The sequence below is a fragment of the Nocardia sputorum genome (assembly GCF_027924405.1).
GTDB classification, from domain to species: domain Bacteria; phylum Actinomycetota; class Actinomycetes; order Mycobacteriales; family Mycobacteriaceae; genus Nocardia; species Nocardia sputorum.
Genome location: NZ_AP026978.1, coordinates 1,148,057 through 1,169,520, shown reverse-complemented (window position 1 = coordinate 1,169,520; position 21,464 = coordinate 1,148,057). Strand labels below are relative to the sequence as shown.

At 67.2% G+C, this 21,464-nt stretch carries 25 protein-coding genes; 23 read left to right on the top strand and 2 right to left on the bottom strand.

Annotated features, from left to right (window positions below):
• The first annotated feature begins 17 nt into the window (after window positions 1–17).
• The 12 genes from mtnA to narI all read left to right on the top strand — a co-directional run bounded on the left by mtnA (window position 18) and on the right by narI (window position 13,755).
• Window positions 18–1,715 (top strand): S-methyl-5-thioribose-1-phosphate isomerase, encoded by a 1,698-nt coding sequence (mtnA, locus tag QMG86_RS05220; RefSeq protein ID WP_281877994.1) that lies wholly within the window; start codon window positions 18–20, stop codon window positions 1,713–1,715.
• Window positions 1,712–2,287, top strand: coding sequence for a 1,2-dihydroxy-3-keto-5-methylthiopentene dioxygenase (locus QMG86_RS05215; RefSeq protein WP_281877993.1), 576 nt, complete (start codon window positions 1,712–1,714; stop codon window positions 2,285–2,287). The genes mtnA and QMG86_RS05215 overlap by 4 nt, the downstream gene beginning before the upstream one ends.
• A complete protein-coding gene (mtnC, locus tag QMG86_RS05210) occupies window positions 2,284–2,976 on the top strand; it encodes an acireductone synthase (protein ID WP_281877992.1) in 693 nt (230 codons plus the stop codon). Before QMG86_RS05215 ends, mtnC begins: the two co-directional genes overlap by 4 nt.
• Window positions 2,977–3,179: 203 nt before the next feature.
• Window positions 3,180–3,503: a WXG100 family type VII secretion target gene (locus QMG86_RS05205; RefSeq protein WP_281877991.1), complete on the top strand. Its 324-nt coding sequence runs from the start codon at window positions 3,180–3,182 to the stop codon at window positions 3,501–3,503.
• An 8-nt stretch (window positions 3,504–3,511) separates the two neighbouring features.
• Window positions 3,512–3,814 (top strand): WXG100 family type VII secretion target, encoded by a 303-nt coding sequence (locus QMG86_RS05200; protein ID WP_281877989.1) that lies wholly within the window; start codon window positions 3,512–3,514, stop codon window positions 3,812–3,814.
• Between the two features lie 8 nt (window positions 3,815–3,822).
• Window positions 3,823–5,253, top strand: a complete 1,431-nt coding sequence (locus QMG86_RS05195; protein ID WP_281877987.1) for an ADP-ribosyltransferase — start codon at window positions 3,823–3,825, stop codon at window positions 5,251–5,253.
• Between the two features lie 44 nt (window positions 5,254–5,297).
• A complete protein-coding gene (locus QMG86_RS05190) occupies window positions 5,298–5,501 on the top strand; it encodes a hypothetical protein (protein ID WP_281877986.1) in 204 nt (67 codons plus the stop codon).
• 204 nt (window positions 5,502–5,705) lie between these two features.
• The gene (locus QMG86_RS05185) at window positions 5,706–6,101 is read left to right on the top strand and encodes a class II aldolase/adducin family protein (protein ID WP_281877985.1); all 396 of its coding nucleotides are present in this window, start codon (window positions 5,706–5,708) and stop codon (window positions 6,099–6,101) included.
• A gap of 749 nt (window positions 6,102–6,850) precedes the next feature.
• Window positions 6,851–10,561 (top strand): nitrate reductase subunit alpha, encoded by a 3,711-nt coding sequence (locus tag QMG86_RS05180; protein ID WP_281877983.1) that lies wholly within the window; start codon window positions 6,851–6,853, stop codon window positions 10,559–10,561.
• Between the two features lie 10 nt (window positions 10,562–10,571).
• A complete protein-coding gene (narH, locus tag QMG86_RS05175; protein ID WP_281880790.1) occupies window positions 10,572–12,323 on the top strand; it encodes a nitrate reductase subunit beta in 1,752 nt (583 codons plus the stop codon).
• The gene (gene narJ / locus QMG86_RS05170; protein WP_281877981.1) at window positions 12,320–13,000 is read left to right on the top strand and encodes a nitrate reductase molybdenum cofactor assembly chaperone; all 681 of its coding nucleotides are present in this window, start codon (window positions 12,320–12,322) and stop codon (window positions 12,998–13,000) included. Before narH ends, narJ begins: the two co-directional genes overlap by 4 nt.
• Window positions 12,997–13,755, top strand: coding sequence for a respiratory nitrate reductase subunit gamma (gene narI, locus QMG86_RS05165; protein WP_281877980.1), 759 nt, complete (start codon window positions 12,997–12,999; stop codon window positions 13,753–13,755). Before narJ ends, narI begins: the two co-directional genes overlap by 4 nt.
• A 75-nt stretch (window positions 13,756–13,830) precedes the next feature.
• On the opposite strand, the gene QMG86_RS05160 is transcribed toward narI, so the two are convergent.
• Complete coding sequence (locus QMG86_RS05160; RefSeq protein ID WP_281877979.1) at window positions 13,831–14,286, bottom strand: VOC family protein; 456 nt, start codon at window positions 14,284–14,286, stop codon at window positions 13,831–13,833.
• Window positions 14,287–14,606: 320 nt separating this feature from the next.
• On the opposite strand from QMG86_RS05160, the gene QMG86_RS05155 reads away from it, so the two are divergent.
• The 10 genes from QMG86_RS05155 to QMG86_RS05110 are packed head-to-tail and all read left to right on the top strand — an operon-like array spanning window position 14,607 to window position 20,022.
• Window positions 14,607–15,383 carry a hypothetical protein gene (locus tag QMG86_RS05155; RefSeq protein ID WP_281877978.1) on the top strand — a complete coding sequence of 259 codons (777 nt, stop codon included), beginning with the start codon at window positions 14,607–14,609 and terminating at the stop codon, window positions 15,381–15,383.
• A gap of 6 nt (window positions 15,384–15,389) precedes the next feature.
• On the top strand, window positions 15,390–16,571 hold the full coding sequence (locus tag QMG86_RS05150) for an SRPBCC family protein (RefSeq protein ID WP_281877976.1): 1,182 nt from the start codon (window positions 15,390–15,392) through the stop codon (window positions 16,569–16,571).
• On the top strand, window positions 16,568–16,975 hold the full coding sequence (gene gvpJ, locus QMG86_RS05145) for a gas vesicle protein GvpJ (RefSeq protein ID WP_281877975.1): 408 nt from the start codon (window positions 16,568–16,570) through the stop codon (window positions 16,973–16,975). The genes QMG86_RS05150 and gvpJ overlap by 4 nt, the downstream gene beginning before the upstream one ends.
• Complete coding sequence (locus tag QMG86_RS05140) at window positions 16,975–17,736, top strand: GvpL/GvpF family gas vesicle protein (RefSeq protein ID WP_281877973.1); 762 nt, start codon at window positions 16,975–16,977, stop codon at window positions 17,734–17,736. Before gvpJ ends, QMG86_RS05140 begins: the two co-directional genes overlap by 1 nt.
• A gap of 4 nt (window positions 17,737–17,740) precedes the next feature.
• The gene (locus tag QMG86_RS05135) at window positions 17,741–17,974 is read left to right on the top strand and encodes a gas vesicle protein GvpG (RefSeq protein ID WP_281877972.1); all 234 of its coding nucleotides are present in this window, start codon (window positions 17,741–17,743) and stop codon (window positions 17,972–17,974) included.
• 28 nt (window positions 17,975–18,002) lie between these two features.
• Complete coding sequence (gene gvpO, locus QMG86_RS05130; RefSeq protein ID WP_281877971.1) at window positions 18,003–18,335, top strand: gas vesicle protein GvpO; 333 nt, start codon at window positions 18,003–18,005, stop codon at window positions 18,333–18,335.
• Complete coding sequence (locus QMG86_RS05125; protein ID WP_281877970.1) at window positions 18,332–18,715, top strand: gas vesicle protein; 384 nt, start codon at window positions 18,332–18,334, stop codon at window positions 18,713–18,715. The genes gvpO and QMG86_RS05125 overlap by 4 nt, the downstream gene beginning before the upstream one ends.
• Window positions 18,712–19,503: a GvpL/GvpF family gas vesicle protein gene (locus QMG86_RS05120; protein ID WP_281877969.1), complete on the top strand. Its 792-nt coding sequence runs from the start codon at window positions 18,712–18,714 to the stop codon at window positions 19,501–19,503. Before QMG86_RS05125 ends, QMG86_RS05120 begins: the two co-directional genes overlap by 4 nt.
• Complete coding sequence (locus QMG86_RS05115) at window positions 19,500–19,730, top strand: gas vesicle protein (protein WP_281877967.1); 231 nt, start codon at window positions 19,500–19,502, stop codon at window positions 19,728–19,730. The genes QMG86_RS05120 and QMG86_RS05115 overlap by 4 nt, the downstream gene beginning before the upstream one ends.
• The gene (locus tag QMG86_RS05110) at window positions 19,723–20,022 is read left to right on the top strand and encodes a gas vesicle protein K (RefSeq protein WP_281877966.1); all 300 of its coding nucleotides are present in this window, start codon (window positions 19,723–19,725) and stop codon (window positions 20,020–20,022) included. Before QMG86_RS05115 ends, QMG86_RS05110 begins: the two co-directional genes overlap by 8 nt.
• Window positions 20,023–20,062: 40 nt before the next feature.
• Here QMG86_RS05110 and QMG86_RS05105 read toward each other — a convergent pair whose 3' ends face one another.
• Entirely contained in the window at window positions 20,063–20,485 is a 423-nt protein-coding gene (locus QMG86_RS05105) for a DUF6924 domain-containing protein (protein ID WP_281877965.1), read from the bottom strand.
• Between the two features lie 233 nt (window positions 20,486–20,718).
• Between QMG86_RS05105 and QMG86_RS05100 the strand changes: the two genes are divergently transcribed.
• Complete coding sequence (locus tag QMG86_RS05100) at window positions 20,719–21,453, top strand: TVP38/TMEM64 family protein (protein ID WP_281877963.1); 735 nt, start codon at window positions 20,719–20,721, stop codon at window positions 21,451–21,453.
• Window positions 21,454–21,464 lie beyond the last annotated feature (11 nt).

Sequence of the window (21,464 nt, the reverse complement as noted above, 5' to 3'; positions counted from 1 at the left end):
CGGGATAAGGACGCCTGATGGACGACAGCTCTCTGGTCTGGGACGACGGCGCGCTCGTCACCATCGACCAGCGCGGACTGCCGCACGAGGTGCGCCGGCTGCGGCTGAGCACCGTCGACCAGGTCATCGACGCGATCAAGACGCTGGCCATTCGCGGCGCGCCCGCCATCGGCATCGCCGGCGCGTTCGGCGTCGTCCTCGCCACCGCCGCATACACCGCGGACGGTGTGGTCGACGAGGCGGCGGCGCAGGCCGAGGCGGACCGGATCGCCGCGGCGCGGCCGACCGCGGTCAACCTGGCCTGGGCCGTGCGAAGGGTCAGGGCGAAGGTGGGCCAGGGCGCCGACGCGGTCCTGGCCGAGACGCTGGAAATGCTCGCCGAGGACGGCCGGGTCAACCGGGCCGCCGCCACCAACGCCGCCGACCTGGTGCTGAGCCTGTGCCCGGACCGGCCGCTGCGGGTGCTCACCCACTGCAACACCGGTCGCCTCGCGACCAGCGCGTTCGGCACCGCCATCGGCACACTGCGGGTGCTGTCCGAGCGCGGCGCGCTCGAGCAGGTGCTGGTGGACGAGACGCGCCCGCTGCTGCAAGGCGCACGGCTGACCACGTGGGAACTCGCCGAGGCGGGCATCCCGCACCGGCTGACCATCGATTCCGCCGCCGCCTGGGCGATGGCGACGGGGCAGGTCGATTGCGTGCTGGTCGGCGCCGACCGGGTCACCGCCAACGGCGACGTCGCCAACAAGATCGGCACCTACGGTCTCGCGCTGGCCGCCCGCCACCACGGCATCCCGTTCGTCGTGGTGGCCCCGGAGTCCACCCGCGACCTCTCGATGGCCACCGGCGGGGAGATCGTCGTGGAGGAACGCGCGGCGGCCGAGGTGACCGGATTCGACGGTGTGGCAACGGCTCCCGCGGACACCGAGGTCTTCAACCCGGCGTTCGACGTGACGCCGGGTGCACTGGTGACCGCGGTGGTCACCGAGAACGGCGTGGTGCACCGCAGCGATCCGTCACGCGGCGCCGCGACCGCGAGCACCACCCCAGAGCTCGCATCCGATCCGTCGCCCGGCGCGGCCATCGCCGACCTCGCCCGCGAGCTGTACCGGCGCGGCTGGATGCCGGGCACCGCGGGCAACATCTCGGTGCGCACCGGTGCTGCCGCCGTCGTCACCGGAAGTGGTTTGTCCAAGGGCGAACTCACCGCGGCCGATATGGTCATCGTGCGCGTGGCGGACTCCACGCCCGTCGCCGACCACGGGCGCAGACCTTCCGCGGAAACGACGATCCACACCGCCGTCTACCGGACCCGCCCGGCCCAGGCGGTCGTGCACATCCATCCGCCGTTCGCGACGGCACTGGCCACCCGCTCGGCGGTCCCCGGCGCACTGGGCATGCTGCGGATCACCGACTACGAGCTGATCAAAGGACTCGGCGGCGACGATCCGGCCGTAGCCGAGATCCCGGTCTTCCCGAACTGGCCCGAGGTGCCGCGCATCGGAGCGGACATCGAGCGCTACCTGCTCGACCATCCCGGCGCCCTGCCGGTCCTGATCATCGCCGGGCACGGGATCACCTCGTGGGGTGCCGATCTCGCCCAGGCGCGCGATCGCGCCGAATGCCTGGAAGCATTGTGTGAGCTGGTGTCCCGCACCGGCAGTCCGGCCGCCTTCGGCCCGCGCGACGATTTTCTCGAGATTGGACTGACATGACCCTCCTGCAGGTGATGGCCGCCGGGGACGCGGCCGACGTGCGCGTTCGCACCAGCGACGACGAGGTGATCGGCACCGAACTGGCCAGGCACGGCATCACCTTCGGCCGCTGGCCGGTGGTCGAGAACGCCGCGTCGGTGCCGTCGGAGGAATTGCTCGCGCACTACGAGAAGAACGTCGCGGAACTGAACGAGTCCGGGCGCTACAAGCACATCGACATCGCCCGCATCCACCCCGACGACAGCGACCCGAAGTGGCCGGAGACCGCCAAGGGGGCGCGCGGCAAGTTCCTCGACGAGCACCGGCACGCCGAGGACGAGGTGCGCTTCTTCGCCGCCGGGCGCGGCTGCTTCTACCTGCACCTGGGCGAGGAGGTCCTCGCGGTGGTGTGCGAGGGCGGAGACCTGCTGTCGGTGCCCGCGGGCACGCTGCACTGGTTCGACATGGGCGAGCGCCCGGATTTCATCGCCATCCGCTTCTTCGAAGAAGAGGACGGCTGGGTCGGCGATTTCACCGGCGACAAGATCAGCGCGGGCTTCCCCACCCTCGACGAGCTGCTGACCGCGCCGTGATCCAGGCCGTCGTCGTCGACATCGAGGGCACCACCAGCCCCACCGCCGCGGTCCGGGAAGACCTGTACGGCTATACCCGGGAGCGGCTTCCGGAGTGGCTGGCCGAGAACAGCTCCGCGGCCGCGAGGCCGGTGCTGACCGCGACCAGGGAACTGGCCGGGCGTCCGGACGCGGACCCGGAGGAGGTCGCGGCGATCCTGCGCGAATGGCTCGACACCGACGTCAAGGCCGAGCCGCTCAAGACCGCGCAGGGTCTCATCTGCGCGGAAGGCTTCCGCGGCGGCGCGCTGCACGGCGAGTTCTTCCCGGACGTGCCACCGGCGCTCGCCGCGTGGCGCGAGGCCGGGCTCGCGCTGTACGTCTACTCGTCGGGATCGGTTCGCAACCAGCAAGATTGGTTCGCCTTCGCACGCGGCGGCAACCTGTCCCCGCTGATCAGCGGATACTTCGATCTGTCGACGGCAGGCGGCAAACGCGAATCGTCCTCCTACGACAAGATCGCGGGCTCGATCGGCGCGCCCGCCGAGCGCATCCTGTTCCTGTCCGACCACCCCGACGAACTCGATGCCGCCGTCGCCGCCGGATGGCGGGTCGTCGGCCTGGCGCGCCCCGGTGAGCCCAATCCCCCTCGGCCGCCGCACCATTGGGTCGACACCTTCGCCGACATCGATCCCGCCGACCCGGACTGACCGCGCTTCCTACAACGACCGTGCATGTGCGCGAAGCAAGTTCAGCTGCGACCCGAACCGCGACGCCGCCGACCTGACTCGATTACCGAACAGGGCCGTGACCCGGTAGGATTGCCGCGTTCCGCCCACTGGGCACAGGCCGGACCTTGCCCAAAGCGAGACACGGGGGGCGTGCCTTGTGAAGGCGAACGAAGGGGGCGTTGTTGTCGGAGTCTCACAGTGCGGCAACGGATTTCGCGGTCGTACCCGCTGAAGTGACAGATGTCGGCCGGTTCGTACAACTCACCGCTGAGTCGTTGGTCAACGGCCTACGGTCGCTGGATACCGACGTCAACGGTTTGCTCGAATCGTGGAAAGGTACATCCGCAGACGTATTCAGGGCTGGCTGGGACGAGACCAAGCACGGCGCGGACACGGTGTTGGGCGCGCTGTCGAAGATGGCCGAACTGCTCGGGGTGACCAGCCAGGTGCTCGAGGAGCAGGACAAAGCACGAGCAAGGACGACAAGTTCGCTCGATTTGCCATAGGGGGCGACATGGACAACACACAGCCTTTCCCAGTCAAGCTGGCCGAGCTTGAACAGATCAAGTCCCGGCTGGATGCGTTCGTCGGTTTTCTTTCCGACAGCATTTCTGGTTTGCAGCAGCGGATCGATCATGTACAGCAGAACTGGAACGGCGCGGCGGCCGAGGCACAGGCTGACGCATTCCGTCAGTGGATGACCGGGGCAACTGATGTTTCCGAGGGCATCACGGCGATGAAGCAGGCTGCCGCGGATGCCCACGATAGATATAGTTCCGCTGCGGCCACGAATCTTCGCATGCTCGGCCGCGGATAGGTGTCGGTGTGACCGAATTCAATGTCGATCCACTGATCTATGTCATAACTGCGAGCAACCTCAATACCTATGCTGTGGATTTCCACAAAGCATTCTCAAACGCGATGGGACAGCTGTCCGATAGCAGAGAGATGGGTGGCACTGTCGGAGCGTGTAAGGAGTGGGCGAGCTCCTATGACGCCACCGCCATAGACGCGTACGTCTTGTCGAGCAATCTGGTCCAGGCGATCGACAACTACGCCGATATCTTGCAGGAGGCTGGTTACAACTATGCCCTCGCCGACTATCAGAAAGGCACTGGCCGCCCGGAGCCAGGGAAACCGACACCGCTCCCGTTTGCGTGGAGCACCTGCCCGCAACCGCCGCCTTCGGCGGGAGGCCCCGGCAATGGACTGGTCGACGATGGATTCGAGCTCGCCAGCAAGGCGGGGGTGCCGATTCCCGACGGCGACCCTGACAAGCTTCTTACTGCCGCTGACGTATGGGACACGTTGGCGAAGAGTGGTGCCGTAGCCGGGTTGGCAGCCAAGCTCGAAGGGGCCGCGAAGAGCTTCGAGGCGGTGACCGCACCAGAGGCGTCGTTCATCGATGAAGACATTCGCGAGATGAAGGCGGCCGCAGAGGATGTCGCCTCCATTTTCTCTGACATTGCCCAGTCCTGTCGTGATCAGAAGGCCGCCATTGACGAGATGCGTGCCAAGTTGGTCTCGCTGCTGGAAGATCTCGCCGAGGACATAGCGACCGAAGTTGCGGTCACCCTGGTCTGCTCTGCGGTCGCGGGGGCGCTATCCGCAGGGTTCGGTGCAGCCGCAGTGGCTGCGCTCCGTGCGGGCAAGATCGCGGAAAAGGTCATGAAGTATGCGGGCAAGATCAAGGACATCATCGACGCCGCCAAGCTTGCAGTCAAGGTCAAGACCAATAAGGTGATCTCGACCATTCGCGAGAAGCTGGACCGCATCATAAATCTCGTCAAGGGGCGTGCAGATGATGCCGCCCGCAGGGTTCCTAAGAAAGTGACGCTTACGCAGAAGGACCTAGACGCGCTCGCCGACTACACTGGACCCGGTTACGCAGATCTCAATAGGGCGCTGAGGGAGGGAACCATGGACGCATCGCAGAAGGCTCGGATCGATGCAATCAACGAAGCACTCGCCAAGCTCCCCGACCACAACGGCGTGGTTTACCGAGGTACCACGCTTCCGCAGAGCGTTATCGACGATTACAAGGTTGGCGAGGTTGTAACCGAGAAAGCATTTACCAGCACTTCATCGTCGGCTTCAACGGCATTTCCCGGGAATGTCGAGTTCACGATCGTGTCGAAGACCGGCAAAGATGTCGCGCCCTATTCCACTGTTGAGGCCATGGGGGTCAAGGAGAATGAAATCCTCTTCAGGAGTGGAACGAATTTTGAGACCTTGACAAAACTGTTGATCCCGTGACCGGAAAAACCTTGATTCAGATGATCGAAAGATAGGAACGTGTAATGAGTAAGGAAATTGCCGGAAAAGTCTTCTCGACGCGAGAAGATCTGGGTTTATCCCCGCTCAGCGACGAGGAACGTGAACAAGCGCTGAGAATGCTGGCCGAGGCTAAAGCTCAGCGCGATGCCATTCCCGCCGAGGAGAGGACCATGGCGTCACCGAAATTCTATGACGATGCCGCTGGCACTGAATTCGAAGGACAGTAACCGCGAATCTGTGAAGGTGGCCCTGATCAGAACGCGCACACCTATCGTCAAGGTGGAGCAACCACTTCTTTGGACGCAAAGCGCCCAAAAGCGGTTCTGCAAAGAACCCATGTCTACGGCTCCTCTTCGACGCCCCCATGGTAGGAGTCGAGCCACTGCGAGCCGTCAGGTGAGTTCAGCGCGCGCGATATGGTCATCGTGCGCGTGGCGGACTCCACGCCCGTCGCCGACCACGGGCGCAGACCTTCCGCGGAGACGACGATCCACACCGCCGTCTACCGGACCCGCCCGGCCCAGGCGGTCGTGCACATCCATCCGCCGTTCGCGACGGCACTGGCCACCCGCTCGGCGGTCCCCGGCGCGCTCGGCATGCTGCGGATCACCGACTACGAGCTGATCAAAGGACTCGGCGGCGACGATCCGGCCGTAGCCGAGATCCCGGCTGGATATCAAGCTTCGCGTTCTCTGCGCTTGGCGATGCAATCCACGGTGATCACCCCAGGAGAGACGACCTCGATTACGAGCACGGTGTCGGGAGCGATCGGCTTCGCCGGCCACTTGCCGCCGGCATCCTCGATACAGCGATCCACGATGGCGTAGGCACGTCGAAAGCTGAACGGCACTTCGGAGACCAGCATGTCCAGCTCGCCACTGGCACGCAGGCACGGCTCATGCTGCGGGCGAGCTCGGACCGCGTCCACGTAGCGCTCGCTGAAGATGGTTGGTCGGGATGTGGTTGGAGTAGGCGATTCGGCGCAAGCATGCCGTCTCCGACCTCGATCGCCCGGGCGAGGTCCACAGGCATCGCGAGGTACATCCCATGTCGATGACCGGATGGCGGTACGCATCCACGACCAGTCGAATGCCTCACTCGCGCTGGTCAGGGTGAGTGTCCACCGCGACACTCCATCGACGGACGACCGCCGCCAGGGGCACACCGGAATTGATGCGACGTCGGGCGAAATTCCAGCGAATTGTGATTACGCTTACAATGCATTGCCAGGAAACCGCGAGCGAAACTCGCCGGGACGGATAAAACACACTCCGCCGACGACCGATCCGATGTGTTAACAAATGTAAAGCACTGGAGAACCAGCGGTTTCCAAAGCATCACCGACGCACCCGTGAGCCGACCCCTCGGATCCGGATCAGACCAGTTCAGAGCGTTTTTCCTCTGGTCGACGCACCGGATGCCACGCGGAAACCGCGCGTTACCGTGACCGTGACGTTGCGCCGATCTCACAACTCACCACACCCCCGAATGGGCTGTGAGAAAGAGGTTTGGCCAGCCGTGCACGCCTCTTTACAGTCGGAACATCAACCCGATCGCACAGCTCGAAGGGGACGTCGTGGTTAATTCGCGTACCCAGGGTCACGTACCCTCCGCTCCGGCCACCGACGCCGGGGACGCGCTCCTGCGGCTGGGGAAATATTTCCACCGGGGCGAAGTGTCGTCCGATCACCGGACGCTGCACAAGGTCGGCGGGCGCAGCGCCGACGAGTTCTACCGCGACCGCTGGTCGCACGACAAGGTGGTGCGCTCCACGCACGGCGTGAACTGCACCGGGTCGTGCTCGTGGAAGATCTACGTGAAAGACGGTGTGATCACCTGGGAGTCGCAGCAGACCGACTACCCGTCGGTGGGCGCCGACAAGCCGGAGTACGAGCCGCGCGGCTGTCCCCGCGGCGCGTCGTTCTCCTGGTACACCTACTCGCCCGCCCGGGTGCGCTATCCCTACGTGCGCGGCACGTTGCTCGAGCTGTACCGGGAGGCCAAGTCCCGGCTCAAGGATCCGGTGCTGGCCTGGGCCGATGTCGTCGAGGACCCGGAGAAGGCGCGCAGCTACAAGGCCGCCCGCGGCAAGGGCGGATTCGTGCGCGCCGAGTGGTGGGAGGCGGCCGAGATCGCCGCCGCGGCACACGTCTACACGATCAAGCAGTACGGCCCGGACCGGGTGGCGGGGTTCTCGCCGATCCCGGCCATGTCCATGGTCAGCCACGCCGTGGGCGCGCGGTTCATCTCGCTGCTCGGCGGCTCCATGCTGTCGTTCTACGACTGGTACGCCGACCTGCCGGTGGCCTCGCCGCAGGTGTTCGGCGACCAGACCGACGTGCCGGAGTCCGCGGACTGGTTCGACGCCGGGTACCTCATCATGTGGGGCTCGAACGTGCCGGTCACCCGGACGCCGGACGCGCACTACATGACCGAGGCCCGCTACCGGGGCCAGAAGGTCGTCGTGGTCTCCCCCGACTACGCCGACAACACCAAGTTCGCCGACGAGTGGGTGCCCGCCCGTCCAGGCACCGACGCGGCCCTGGCCATGGCGATGGGCCACGTGGTGCTGAAGGAGTTCTTCGTCGAGAAGACCACGCCCCGCTTCCTCGACTACATCAAACGCTTCACCGACCTGCCATTCCTGATCACGCTGGACGAGCACGACGGGGCCTACGTCCCCGGGAAGTTCCTCACCGCCGCCGACCTCGGCCGAACCGGTGAGGGCGTGGAGTTCCAGACGGTCCTGCTGGACGCGCAGGCACAGCCGGTGGTGCCCAACGGGTCGCTCGGCCATCGGTTCGGTGAAGCGGGAACCGGGCGCTGGAACCTCGATCTCGGGGACGTCGATCCCCTCCTGAGTCTGTACGGCCGCACCGACGACGCTGCGGCCGTACGGATTCCCCGCTTCGACAGCGACACCCCCGGCGTGCTCACCCGTGGCGTGCCGACCACGACCGTCGCGGGCAGGCGCGTCACCACGGTCTTCGATCTGCTGCTGGCGCAGTACGGCGTCGGCCGCGACGGCCTGCCCGGCACGTGGCCCAGCGGCTACGACGACGCGGCGGAGCCGTACACCCCGGCCTGGCAGGAGGCCATCACCGGCGTGCCCGCCGTGCAGGCCCAGCGCATCGCGCGGGAGTTCGCCGACAACGCCGACCGTTCCGGCGGCCGCTCGATGATCCTCATGGGCGCCGGGACCAATCACTGGTTCCACTCCGATCAGATCTACCGCGCGTTCTTCACCTTGACCCTGCTGACCGGCTGCCAGGGCGTCAACGGCGGCGGCTGGGCGCACTACGTCGGACAGGAGAAGTGCCGTCCGGTCACCGGCTGGTCCACCCTGGCCTTCGGCCTGGACTGGCAGCGGCCGCCGCGGCAGATGCAGGGCACGGTGTTCTGGTACCTGACCAACGATCAGTGGCGCTACGACCCGTTCACCGCGGAGTCGTTCGCCTCGCCGCTCGGCGCGGGCAAGTTCGCCGGCCGCACGGCCGCCGACAACATCGCGCTGGCCAGCCGCCTGGGCTGGATGCCGAGCTACCCCACCTTCGACCGCAATCCGCTCGACCTGGTGGACGAGGCCGAGGCCGCGGGCAAGACCGCGCCCGAGCACGTGGTGGACGGGCTGAAGTCCGGCGATCTGAAGTTCGCCTGCGAGGACCCGGACGCGCCGGAGAACTTCCCGCGCTGCCTGACCGTGTGGCGGGCGAACCTGCTCGGCTCCTCGGGCAAGGGCAACGAGTACTTCCAGCGCCACCTGCTCGGCGCCGACTCCAACCTGCAGACCACCGACGCCACCGGGGTGCGGCCGCAGGAGCTGAACTGGCGCGAGACCGCGGCCACCGGCAAGCTGGATCTGCTGCTGTCGCTGGACTTCCGGATGACCAGCACCACGCTGTTCTCCGATATCGTGCTGCCCGCCGCCACCTGGTACGAGAAGCACGACCTGTCCTCCACCGACATGCACCCGTTCGTGCACGCCTTCTCCCCGGCCATCTCGCCGCCGTGGGAGGCCAAGACCGACTTCGACGCGTTCCACCGGATCGCGCGCGGCTTCTCCTGGATGGCCGAGAAGCACCTGGGCAAGCGCAAGGACATCGTGGCCGTGCCGTTGCAGCACGACTCGCCGGACGCGACGGCGCAGGCGGGCGGGCGCGTGCTGGACTGGAAAGCCGGTGAGTGCGAACCGATTCCGGGCAAGACCATGCCGAAGCTGGTGGTCGTCGAACGCGACTACCCGAAGCTGGCGGAGAAGATGGCCGCGCTCGGGCCGCTGGTCGACACGCTCGGCGTCACCACCAAGGGCGTCACCACCTACCCCGACCAGGAGGTCGCATACCTCGCCGGGGTGAACGGCACGGTGGTGTCGGGCGTGGCGCAGGGCCGCCCGTCGCTGGCCAAGGACACGCACGCGGCCGAGGCGATCCTCGCCCTGTCGGGCACCACGAACGGCCGCCTGGCGGTGGAGGGCTTCCACGCCCTCGAGCGCCGCACCGGCACCCAGCTGGCCGACCTGGCCGCCGAGCACGAGGGCAAACGGATCACCTTCGCCGACACCCAGGCCCGTCCGGTGCCGGTGATCACCTCGCCGGAGTGGTCGGGCAGCGAGACCGGCGGCCGCAGGTACTCGCCGTTCACCATCAACACCGAGCGGCTCAAGCCATGGCACACGCTGACCGGGCGGCAGCACTTCTACCTCGATCACGACTGGATGATCGAGCTCGGTGAGCAGCTGCCGATCTTCCGTCCGCCGCTGGACATGACCGCGCTGTTCCGTGAGCCCACGATCGGCGAGGTCGGCGACAAGGGCGTCACCGTGCGGTACCTGACCCCGCACTCGAAGTGGTCGATCCACTCCGCCTACCAGGACAACCTGCACATGCTGACGCTCTCGCGCGGCGGGCAGACGATCTGGATGTCCGATCGCGACGCGGCGAAGATCGGGGTGGCCGACAACGACTGGATCGAGGCGATCAACCGCAACGGCATCGTGGTGGCGCGCGCCATCGTCAGCCACCGGATGCCGGAGGGCACGGTCTTCATGTACCACGCCCAGGACCGCGCGGTCGACGTGCCGCGCATCGAGGGTCTCGGCGAGGACACCAAAGGCCGGGGCAAGCGCGGCGGCATCCACAACGCGCTCACCCGCATCATGATCAAGCCCTCGCATCTCATCGGCGGCTACGCGCAGCAGTCCTTCGCGCTGAACTACCACGGCCCCACCGGAAACCAGCGCGACGAAGTCACGACGATCCGCAAACGGTCGCAGGAAGTGGAGTACTGACATGCGCGTCATGGCACAGCTGGCCATGGTGATGAACCTGGACAAGTGCATCGGCTGCCACACCTGTTCGGTCACCTGCAAGCAGGCGTGGACCAACCGCGGCGGCACCGAATACGTCTGGTTCAACAACGTGGAAACCCGTCCGGGACAGGGCTATCCGCGCCAGTACCAGGATCAGGAGAAGTGGAAGGGCGGCTGGACGCTGAACAAGCGCGGCAAGCTCACCCTCGAGTCCGGGTCCCGGTTGAAGCGGCTGCTGAACATCTTCGCGAATCCGGATCTGCCCACGGTCGAGGACTACTACGAGCCGTGGAGCTACGACTACGACAACCTGCTGTCCTCACCGCCGGTCGACACGACGCCGGTCGCACGGCCCAAATCGCTGATCACCGGCGAGGACACGAAGGTCACCTGGGGCGCCAACTGGGACGACGACCTGGGTTCGGGTCCGGAGCAGGTCGGCAAGGACCCGCTGCTGGCGAAGCTGTCCGATCAGGTGAAACTGGAGTTCGAAGAGACCTTCATGTTCTACCTGCCGCGCATCTGCGAGCACTGCCTCAATCCGTCGTGCGCTGCTTCCTGCCCCTCCGGCGCGATCTACAAGCGCGCCGAGGACGGCATCGTGCTGGTGGACCAGGACAAGTGCCGCGGCTGGCGGCAGTGCGTATCGGGCTGCCCGTACAAGAAGATCTACTTCAACCACAAGACGGGCAAAGCGGAGAAGTGCACCTTCTGCTACCCGCGCGTGGAGGTCGGCATCCCGACGGTGTGCTCGGAGACCTGCGTGGGGCGGCTGCGCTACATCGGCGTCATGCTCTACGACGCCGACGCCGTGCTGGAGGCCGCGTCGGTCACCGAGGACAAGGATCTCTACCCGTCCCAGCTCGGTGTGTTCCTCAACCCGCACGACCCCCGGGTGGTCGCGGAGGCGGAGCGTGCCGGGATCTCGCCGGAATGGATTCAGGCAGCTCAGGATTCGCCGGTCTACAAGCTGATCGTCGACTATCAGATCGCGCTTCCGTTGCATCCGGAGTACCGCACCATGCCGATGGTCTGGTACGTACCGCCGCTGTCGCCGGTGGTGGATGTGCTCACCGAGACCGGCCACGACGGCGAGAACGTGTCCAACCTGTTCGGCGCCATCGACGCGCTGCGCATTCCGGTGGAGTACCTGGCCGAGCTGTTCACCGCGGGCGATGTGGGGCCGGTGCGCGCGGCGTTGCAGCGTCTGGCGGCGATGCGCTCGTTCATGCGGTCGGTGAACCTCGGTGAGGAGCCCGATCCCACGATCGCGCCGTCGGTGCGGCTGGAGCCGGAGGAGATCGAGGCGATGTACCGGCTGCTGGCCATCGCCAAATACGAGCACCGCTACGTCATCCCGACCGGCGCGGGAGCCCGTGCGCACGAACTGGACTCGCTGGCCACCGGATGCAGCCTGGACACCGACGGCGGACCGGGTATGACGGCGTTCGACCAGATGGTGGAGAAGTTCCACCTCACCGACAGCAATGGGGCAGCGCCGCAGGAGAAGTCGTCTCGCATCAATCTGCTGAACTGGGACGGCAAGAGCACCCAGGGCTTGGTGCCTGCCGGTGCCGCGGCGAACGGCAACGGCAAGAGCGCTACCAACGGCCATGCGAACGGCACGGCCGACGGGCACGAGAACAGCGGCGCGAACGGGCGTACGAACGGTACGGCCGACGGCAACGGCAACGCGGCCGTGACCGAAGACCCGGCCGCTCGGACCGGAGCAGGGCGATGAGCCTGCTGAAACTGCGCCGCCGCCCGGAACCGGCGGTGGAGCTCGCACAACGCGACCGCCAATTGGTCTGGCGGATCGCCGCGCTGCTGCTGGACTACCCGACCGAGCAGACGCTGGCCATGATCGACCAATTGACCACGGCCGCGGCCGTGTTGCCGGATGAGGTGCGCGCCCACCTGAGCGGATGTCTCGATCACCTGCGGACGACCCCGCCGCTGGAGCTCGCCGCGGACTACGTCGCGACCTTCGACATGCGCCGCCGCGCCAGCCTGCACCTGACCTTCTACGCCTACGGCGACACTCGCAAGCGCGGGATGGCGTTGCTGCGGTTCAAGCACGCCTACCGGCACGCCGGCGTCGAACTAGGCGACGAGGAACTGCCCGACCATCTGCCGGTGCTGCTGGAGTTCGCCGCCACCGTGGATCCGATCGGCGGCGAACGGCTACTCGGGGAGCATGTGCCGGTGCTGGAACTGCTGCGTCTTTCCTTGTCGGACAACGGCTCGCCCTACGCCGGAGTGCTCGCGGCGGTCGGGGCGACCCTGCCGCCGCCGACCACCGCGGACCGCAGGCGCATCGCCGAACTCGCCGCGCAGGGCCCGCCCGAGGAGGAAGTCGGGCTGGAACCCTTCGCGATGGACCCCTCCCTGTTCGACGGATCGGAAGGCCGACGATGAACGCAACGCCGCATCTGCCCACCTCGCTGTGGCTGATCCTGCCGTACGTCGCGTTCACGTCCTTCGTGCTCGGGCACCTGTGGCGCTACCGCAACGACCAGTTCGGCTGGACGACCCGTTCCTCGCAGATCTACGAGAGCCGTCTGCTGCGGCTGGGCAGCCCGCTGTTCCACTTCGGCATGCTGGGGGTGTTCGGCGGTCACGTGCTCGGCGTCCTGATCCCGGAGTCGTGGACCTCCGCGGTCGGCATCTCCGAGCACGTCTACCACGTGATCGCCGTTTCGGCCGGGTCGGTGGCCGGCCTCGCCGTGCTGGCCGGCGTCGGCATCCTGCTCTACCGTCGTTTCACCGTCCCCGCCGTCCGCAAGGCGACGACCGGCAACGACAAGCTGATGTACGTGCTGCTGGCCGCCGCGCTGGTCACCGGCCTGCTCAACACCTGGGGCAGCAACCTGCTGTGGGGCACCTACAACTACCGCGAGACGGTCTCGCCGTGGTTCCGCAGTCTGTTCACCCTCGCGCCCCGGCCCGAGCTCATGGTGGATACCCCGTGGACGTTCCAACTGCACGGGCTGGTCGTGCTCGCGTTGATCGGCCTGTGGCCCTACACCCGGCTGGTGCACATGTTCAGCGCCCCGATCGGCTATCTGGTGCGGCCGTACGTGGTCTACCGCAGCAAGGAGTACAACGCTGCCGACAAACGCCGTTACGCCCGTGCGTGGGACGCGCCCGTGACACCCGAACGCTGGCGCTGACGACGCCGTCGCGCGAGAGCTCGCCCGGACAACGGCGTCCGAGCGGGCTCTTCGGCGCTCACGGTGCCGGACCGATCAGGCGTTGTCGTAGGCGTCCTGGAGAACCGCGAGATCGAGCTTCGACATCGACCGCAAAGCGGTGCCGACGGCGATGGTCTTGGCGGGATCGTCACCGCTCATCAGTTTCGGCAGCGCCGAAGGCACCACCTGCCAGGACAAGCCGTAACGGTCTTTCAGCCAGCCGCACGGCCCGGGCTCGCCGCCGTTCGCGGTGAGGGCCTCCCACAGGCGGTCGACCTCGTCCTGACCGTCCACGATCACCTGCAGCGACGCGGCATCGGTGAGCGGATGGTCCGGGCCGCCGTTCATCAGCGTGACCGCATGACCGTCCAAGTCCAGGGCCACGATGAACGCCGAGCCGTCGGAGTTGCGGGAGACCTCGACCACTCGCGAGTTCGGGATCACCGAGGCGTAGAACGCGGCGGCTTCCTCGGCGGCGTTGTCGAACCAGAAGAAGGTGTTGACGGACATGATGTGCTCCTCTGCTGTGGTGTGACCTGCTGTCACCTACTGGTCGGAGCCGGCGGTTCGTCTTCGACGTAGTTGGCGAAGTTTCCCGAGATTTTTTTCCCGCTGCGCCGACTCCTACGGGCCAGGTGATCGCTGGGAGCGTTCCGACCGCCCGGTCTTTCAGGTCTTCTCGCAGGCAGAACCCATCGACCCATTCGTTAACCAGGAATACGCTGATGTTTGGCCACTGCGATGTGGTCTACCCCACTTCTGAGGACGTCAAGTCTCGGCGCCCCGGCTCCGCCGGTGGGGTTGCCGTCGAGGCGAGCAAGGAGTGAGCAATGAAAGGTGGAGGAAGAATTGCGTTAGGGGTGGGCATCGGATACTTCCTGGGCCGCACGCGCAAGATGCGCTTCGCGATGTCGCTGGCGGGCGCCGCGATGGCCAGGCGATCCGCCGGAGCGCCCGGGGGCCTGCTGGAGCGCGGGACGGAGCTGCTCAGATCGACACCGGAGTTGACCCGGATCACCGACACCGTGCGCGACGAGCTGGTCGGCGCGGTGCGCTCGGCCGCGGTCACCGCGGCCAGCAACCGCATCGACGCGCTCAGCGACCGGTTGCAGCAGGGTGCGACGGCCTTGACCGACCAGGGCCGGCGGGGCGCGCGGGCGACGGATTCGGATGAGGACGAGTACGAAGACGAGTCCTCCGAGTACGACGAGGAGGCGCCGGAGGACGAGGACGAGGATCAAGCGCCCGAGGACGAGTACGAAGACGAGGACCAGGCGCCCGAGGACGAAGCCGAAGACGAGGACCAAGGGCCCGAGGACGAAGCCGAGGAGCGAACGCCCGACAACGAGCTCGAAGACGAGTACGAGGACGAAGATCAGATGCCCGACGACGAGGAAGACGCCGACCAGGGTGCGGCGGAGGACGACACCGAGCGTCCCGCCGCGCGGACGCGCACTCGCCGGTCGAGCACGGCTGCCAGGCGCGCGGCGAGCTCGCGCTCCGCCGACCGTTCGTCCGACTCCGCGGATCGCAAGCCGTCCGGGACCGGTGGCCGCCGTAGTCGCGCCGAGGCCGGTCAAGCGCCGGTGCGTCGGACGAGGAGGTGACCGGCGATGGCGAAGATATTGCGCGACGCGACCGCAGGAGTCGGCAAGGTGGCCGCCGATACAGCGGGCCGGGCCACCAAAGCCGCGACGGGGGCGGGATCCTCCGCCAGAAAGGCCGGATCGTCCGCCACGAAGGCGGGATCGTCCGCCAAGAAGAAGGCGCCACCGCCCACGCCGACCGGCATCTTGCAGCAGTCGGTGCAGACCCTCACGGGAGCGCTCGCCGAACGCGCGGTGGCCGGGTTGACCAACCAGGTGTCGAAGACCGCGGACCGGTTGAACGACTACGCCGCTGGTAATCGCGGGAATCTGCTGTCGGCGCTGACCGGCGTGGAGAAGCTCGCCGGTGGCGCGTCGCCGTTCAGCGCGGCCATGAGCATGGGCAAGACCAAGATCGGCGCCACACTGCGCGACCAGTTCGAGACGGTGAAGGAATCGCTCACCGGCGGCAAGGGCAAGGGCGGCGGCAAGAAGATCAAGCTGACCAATATCGTCGAGCACGTCGACGTGGGCGTTCCGGTCGACCTGGCTTACGACCAGTGGACCCAGTTCGCGGATTTCCCGAAGTTCACCAAGAAGCTCGAGCAGGTCGAACAGGTCGCCGACGAAAAACTCAGCTGGACCGGCAAAGTGTTCTGGTCCCGGCGCACCTGGGAGTCCACGATTCTCGAGCAGGTGCCGTTCGAGCGGATCGTCTGGCGTTCCAAAGGCCACAAGGGCTACATCGACGGCGCGGTGACCTTCCACGAACTCTCACCGGGCTACACCCGCATTCTCGTTGTGCTGGAGTACCACCCCAAGGGCTTCTTCGAGAAGACCGCCAATATGTGGCGCGCGGCCGGTCGGCGCTGCCGCCTGGAACTGAAGCACTTCCAGCGGCACGTCATGACCGAGGCCGTGTTGCATCCCGACGACATCGTCGGCTGGCACGGCGAAATCCACGACAGCAAGGTTGTCAAGGACGACGAGACCGCTCGTCGCGAAGAAGAGGAGAACAGCGAAGAAGACCACGCGGACGCAGAGGAACGAGAGCCGGACGACCAGGAGCCGGACGAGGAAGAAGACGAAACCGACGAGCAAGAGACGGACGAGCGAGACGAGGATCGACGTCCTCGCCGGCGACCGGCCGCCCGCCGCCGTCGCACGGCGACCCGCCGGTCGCCTGAGAAGCGAGGAGCACACGCATGACCATCGAACCCGCAGGAGGCGGCGGCGGTGGCGGAGCGGGCACGATGGCGCGCCCGAATTCCTCCAGCCTGGCCGACGTGATCGACACGATTCTGGACAAAGGCCTGGTCATCGACGCGTTCGCGCGCGTGTCACTGGTCGGCATCGAACTGGTGACCATCGACGCCCGCGTCGTGGTGGCCAGTGTGGACACCTATTTGCGTTTCGCCGAAGCCGTCAACCGGCTGGAGATCTCCACCCAGCCGAAGGGGCTGACCGACCTCGTCGGCGAGGGCACCCAGGGCTTGGCGAAGCACAAGACGCAAGGCGCGCTGGAGGCGGCGGGCGAGAAGGTCATGGACTTTCTCGGCGACGTGCAGGACAAGCGCCAGACGGCGAACAGGCCCAAACGTAGGGAGGGCTGATGACCACCGGTCAAGCCGCCGTATATGTGTACGGCATTGTGCCCGCCGACGTGGAGCCCGAGCCGCACGCCAGCGGTGTCGGCGACCCTCCGGGTGAGGTGTCGGTGGTGCGGCACGGCGAGATCGCCGCGCTGGTCAGCACGCTCGCGTCGGATCGGCCGCTGGGTACGCCCGACGACCTCACCGCCCACGCCGAGTTGCTGGACGGGTCCGCCGCCGTCGCCCCGGTGCTGCCGCTGCGGTTCGGCGCGGTCATGACCGACGCGGAGGCGGTGGAGAACGAATTGCTCGGGGCCAACGAAGACGAGTTCCGCTCCGCGCTGGAGCAACTCGAAGGCCGCGCGCAGTTCGTGATCAGGGGACGCTACGTCGAGGACGCCATCCTGCGCGAACTCCTCGACGAGAACGCCGAGGCCGCCCGGCTGCGCGACGCGATCCGCGACAAACCGGAGGACGCCACCCGCAACGAGCGGATCGCGCTGGGCGAGCTGATCAATCAGGCCATCGAGGCCAAACGAGCCGAGGACACCCGCCGGGTGGTCACCGAACTCGAAGCGTTGGACCCGCTCGTCAACCAGCGCGACCCTACCGACGAGGAGGACGCCGTCCACGTCGCGGTGCTGGTCGAGCTGGCTCGGCAGAACGAGCTGGAGGACACGTTGCGCCGGCTCGGCGAGGACTGGGACGGGCGCGTGGAGCTGAATCTGCTCGGTCCCATGGCGGCCTACGACTTCGTGACGAAGCGCGCACCCGAGGAGTAAGGGAATGTTCGGTCTCGTCACGTCGATCCTGACGTTGCCCGTCGCGCCGGTGCGCGGAGTGATCTGGTTGGGGGAATTGATCCAGGACCAGGTGGAGCAGAAGATGCGAGATCCCGCCCTCATGCGGCGGCAACTCGAGGAGATCGATGCGGCCGCGGCAGCCGGTCGCTTGTCGGAGGAGGAGCGGAAACAAGCGCAGCAGGCGATCCTGGATCGCATGACCGGTCGGCGGGCGTGACCGCGACCGACCGGAAGGAGTGAGGCGCGTGGCACGCAAGACCACTTCGGAAGACACCGAGGGCGTGCGCTCGGCCTCGGACGAACCGCCTGGGCTCACCGCGGCCCAGGCGATCGCGGCGGCCACCGCGAATCTGGTGGAGCTGACCTCGAAGCAAGTGGAGGGGGTCACGTCGATGGAACCGACGGAGGACGGCTGGCTGGTGGAGATCGAGGTGCTCGAGGACCGCCGCATCCCGTCGTCGGCGGACATCCTCGCACTCTACGAGGTGGAGATCGATCTCGACGGAAATCTGCTGGCCTACCACCGGACCAGACGCTACGGCCGCGGCAGCACCGACATCGGAAGGGCTCGGTCATGACGGTGGTCGGCGGCGGGTCGTCCGCACCGCAGCCCTTCGGCGGTGGGCATTCGACGAACCTCGCCGACATCCTCGAGCGGGTGCTCGACAAGGGTTTGGTGATCGCGGGCGACATTCAGGTGAACCTGCTCGACATCGAATTGCTCACGATCAAGCTGCGGCTGGTGATCGCGTCGTTGGAGACGGCCAAGTCGGTGGGCATCGATTGGTGGGAGACCGACCCCTGGCTCAACAGCAAAGCCCGCACGCTGGAGCGGCAGGACCGCGATCTCGAACTCGAGAACAAGAAGCTCCGCGACCGGATCGCCCAACTGGAGGCCGCGAACGAACAGCCTCGGCCCGTCGAGCGTCGCCGCGCCCCCAGGGAAGAGCGATCGTGACCGAGGATCTCGGCGTCTGGCTGTACGCGGTGACGCCCAGCCTGGGCGACGCGGCGGACCTCGGCGAGCTGACCGGCGTCGCGGGCGAGCCGGTGCGCGCCGTGGTCTCGGACGACCTGACCGCTCTCGTCGGATCGGTGCCGCTGGAGGTGTTCGGGGAGCAACCGCTGCGCAGGCATCTGGAGGATCTCGATTGGCTGGAGGGCACGGCCCGGGCGCATGACGCCGTCGTGTCGGCCGCGGTGCGCCGAGGTCCGGTCGTGCCGCTCCGGCTGGCCACCGTTTTCCTGGATGACGACCGGGTGCGCGACCTGCTCGACCAGCGGCGAGCCGACTTCACCGCAGCGCTCGCGCTGGTGAGCGGCCGCACCGAATGGGGGGTGAAGGCCTACGGTGACCGCGCCGCGCTCACCGCGGCCGTAGCCGAAGCCCGCGCGAGCGAAAACAGCGGGAAGGGCGCGGGCGCGGCGTATCTGGCCCGCCGCCGCGCGCAACTGTCCGCGCAGGAGACCGTGGAACGCGACGCGGCGCAGCGCGCGGACGAGATCCACACGCGCCTGGTTCGTCACGCGGCGGCCGGACGGCGTCAGGCGCTGACCGACCCGACCTTGAGCGGCCGCCGGGATTGGCTGGTGCTCAACGGGACCTACCTTGTGGACGACGACCGCACCGACGACTTCGCCACCACCGTCGCCGCGCTCGGCGACGAATTCCCTGGCATCCGGCTCGAACTCACCGGCCCTTGGCCGCCGTACTCGTTCGCCGGCGTGGAGCGGGAGTCGGCATGAGCCGGGCCACCCGGGAGGTCGACGACGAGCGGCGCGTCGCGCTGGTCGACCTGCTGGATCGGGTACTGGCCGGCGGGGTGGTGATCACCGGCGACATCAAACTCGCCATCGCGGACGTCGACCTGGTCCAGATCTCGTTACGGGCCCTCATCTCCTCGATCAGCACCCTGTCCGCGTCGCTCGGGCCCGCCGCGGAGCGCGCCCTGGAACCGCCCGCCGATGACTGAGTTCGGCGGCATCCCACCGCGTATCGACACCGAACCGGAATCCGTCGAGCGCGGACTGGTCAGCCTCGTCCTCACCCTGGTGGAACTGCTCCGCCAACTCATGGAGCGCCAAGCGATCCGCCGCGTCGACGCCGGCGACCTCACCGACGACCAGATCGAACGCATCGGCACCACCCTCATGCTCCTGGAACAACGCATGGAGGAACTCCGCGACCACTTCGGCCTCACCCCCGAAGACCTCAACATCGACCTCGGCCCCCTGGGCACCCTCCTCCCCCGCGACCCACCCTGAACATCGAGAACAACGGCACATCGCTCAGTGCCGGCCGCGTTCACCGAACGAAGCCGCGGAAAACACCGTCGTCGTCGACGCTGCCTGCGTAGTCCTCGAAGTCCATGTTGGCGAGGAGGAAGTTGGCCTCGACCTCGGCCATCGCGCTCGGCGCGATCCGGAACACCGCGTCGCCGTCCCCTCGGACATCCTCGTCGCTGGTATCGACCGCCAGCAGTGGGTGCTCGGTGTCGGTCATCGTGGTGGTGTCGGCGAGGAACACATAGGTCTGGCCATCGACCAGATCCCCCAGGTCGGCGGGGGTGAGCCCGTCGAAGGCCACGTCGTCGACGGGTGTCAGCTCTGTCATCGTGTCTTCGTCGTAGGACGCGATGACCGCCGCGAGGGTTTGCGCCCACGCCGCGTCGTCGGTGAAATCAGTACGCACCAGAAGCGATTCGCCCTCGGGCAGAGACCGTGCCATACGCCGATTGTGCACTACCGCAGCCGAACACCATGGGGGCATCAAGATCAACGGCACATGAGCGAGGAGTCCTCTCGGTGAACGCCACAGCCATGTGCGGTTGATCTTGGAGGCTTAGGGGTAGCGGTAGAACGCTCGGCCGGTGCTGGTAGCCGTAGACCTCGTCCCGACGGCGGGCTCGCGTGCGCCTGGAGTCGAAGGGGTGGTCGGCGTGCGGCAGGATTGCGCTCATCATGACCGGCACCGAGCATTCCTTTCCCGTCGGACGTCGCAGGCACGTCGTGCGGCTCGCGCTGCTGGCCGGGGGGCTGGCAGTGATGTTCTATCTCGTCGCCGTCGCCCGAGTGATCGATGTCGAGGGTGCGCGCGATGTGGTCGCGGCGACGGGGCCCGCCGCACCGTTCGCCTACGTGGTGATGTCGGCCGTCCTCGGGGCCGTCTTCGTTCCCGGCCCGTTGCTGGCCGCGGCAAGCGGACTGCTGTTCGGGCCGCTGGTGGGGACGTTCGTGACGCTGGGTTCCGCGGTGGGCACGGCGATCATCACCAGCTTCCTCGGGCGTCGGGCGGGCCGCGAGAGCGCGCGCGGCTTGCTCGGCCCCGAGCGGGCCGAGCGCATCGACGCGCAGATCGAGCGGCGCGGCCTGTGGGCGGTCGTCGGGCAGCGCTTCGTTCCCGGCATCTCCGATGCGCTCGCGTCGTATGTGTTCGGCGCGTTCGGAGTTCCGTTGTGGCAGATGGCCGTCGGCGCGTTCATCGGATCCGCGCCGCGCGCGTTCGTCTACACCGCGCTCGGCGCGTCGATCGGCGACCTGTCGGCCCCTCTCGCCTACACCGCCATAGCGGTGTGGTGTGCCACCGCGATCATCGGAGCGTTCGCCGCACATCGCGGCTACCGGAGTTGGCGCGGCCGGGGTGCCCGTGCCGAGCGCGGCAGAGTGCCGGACCGCGACCCCGAGCTGGACGACTGAAGCCGAGCTTG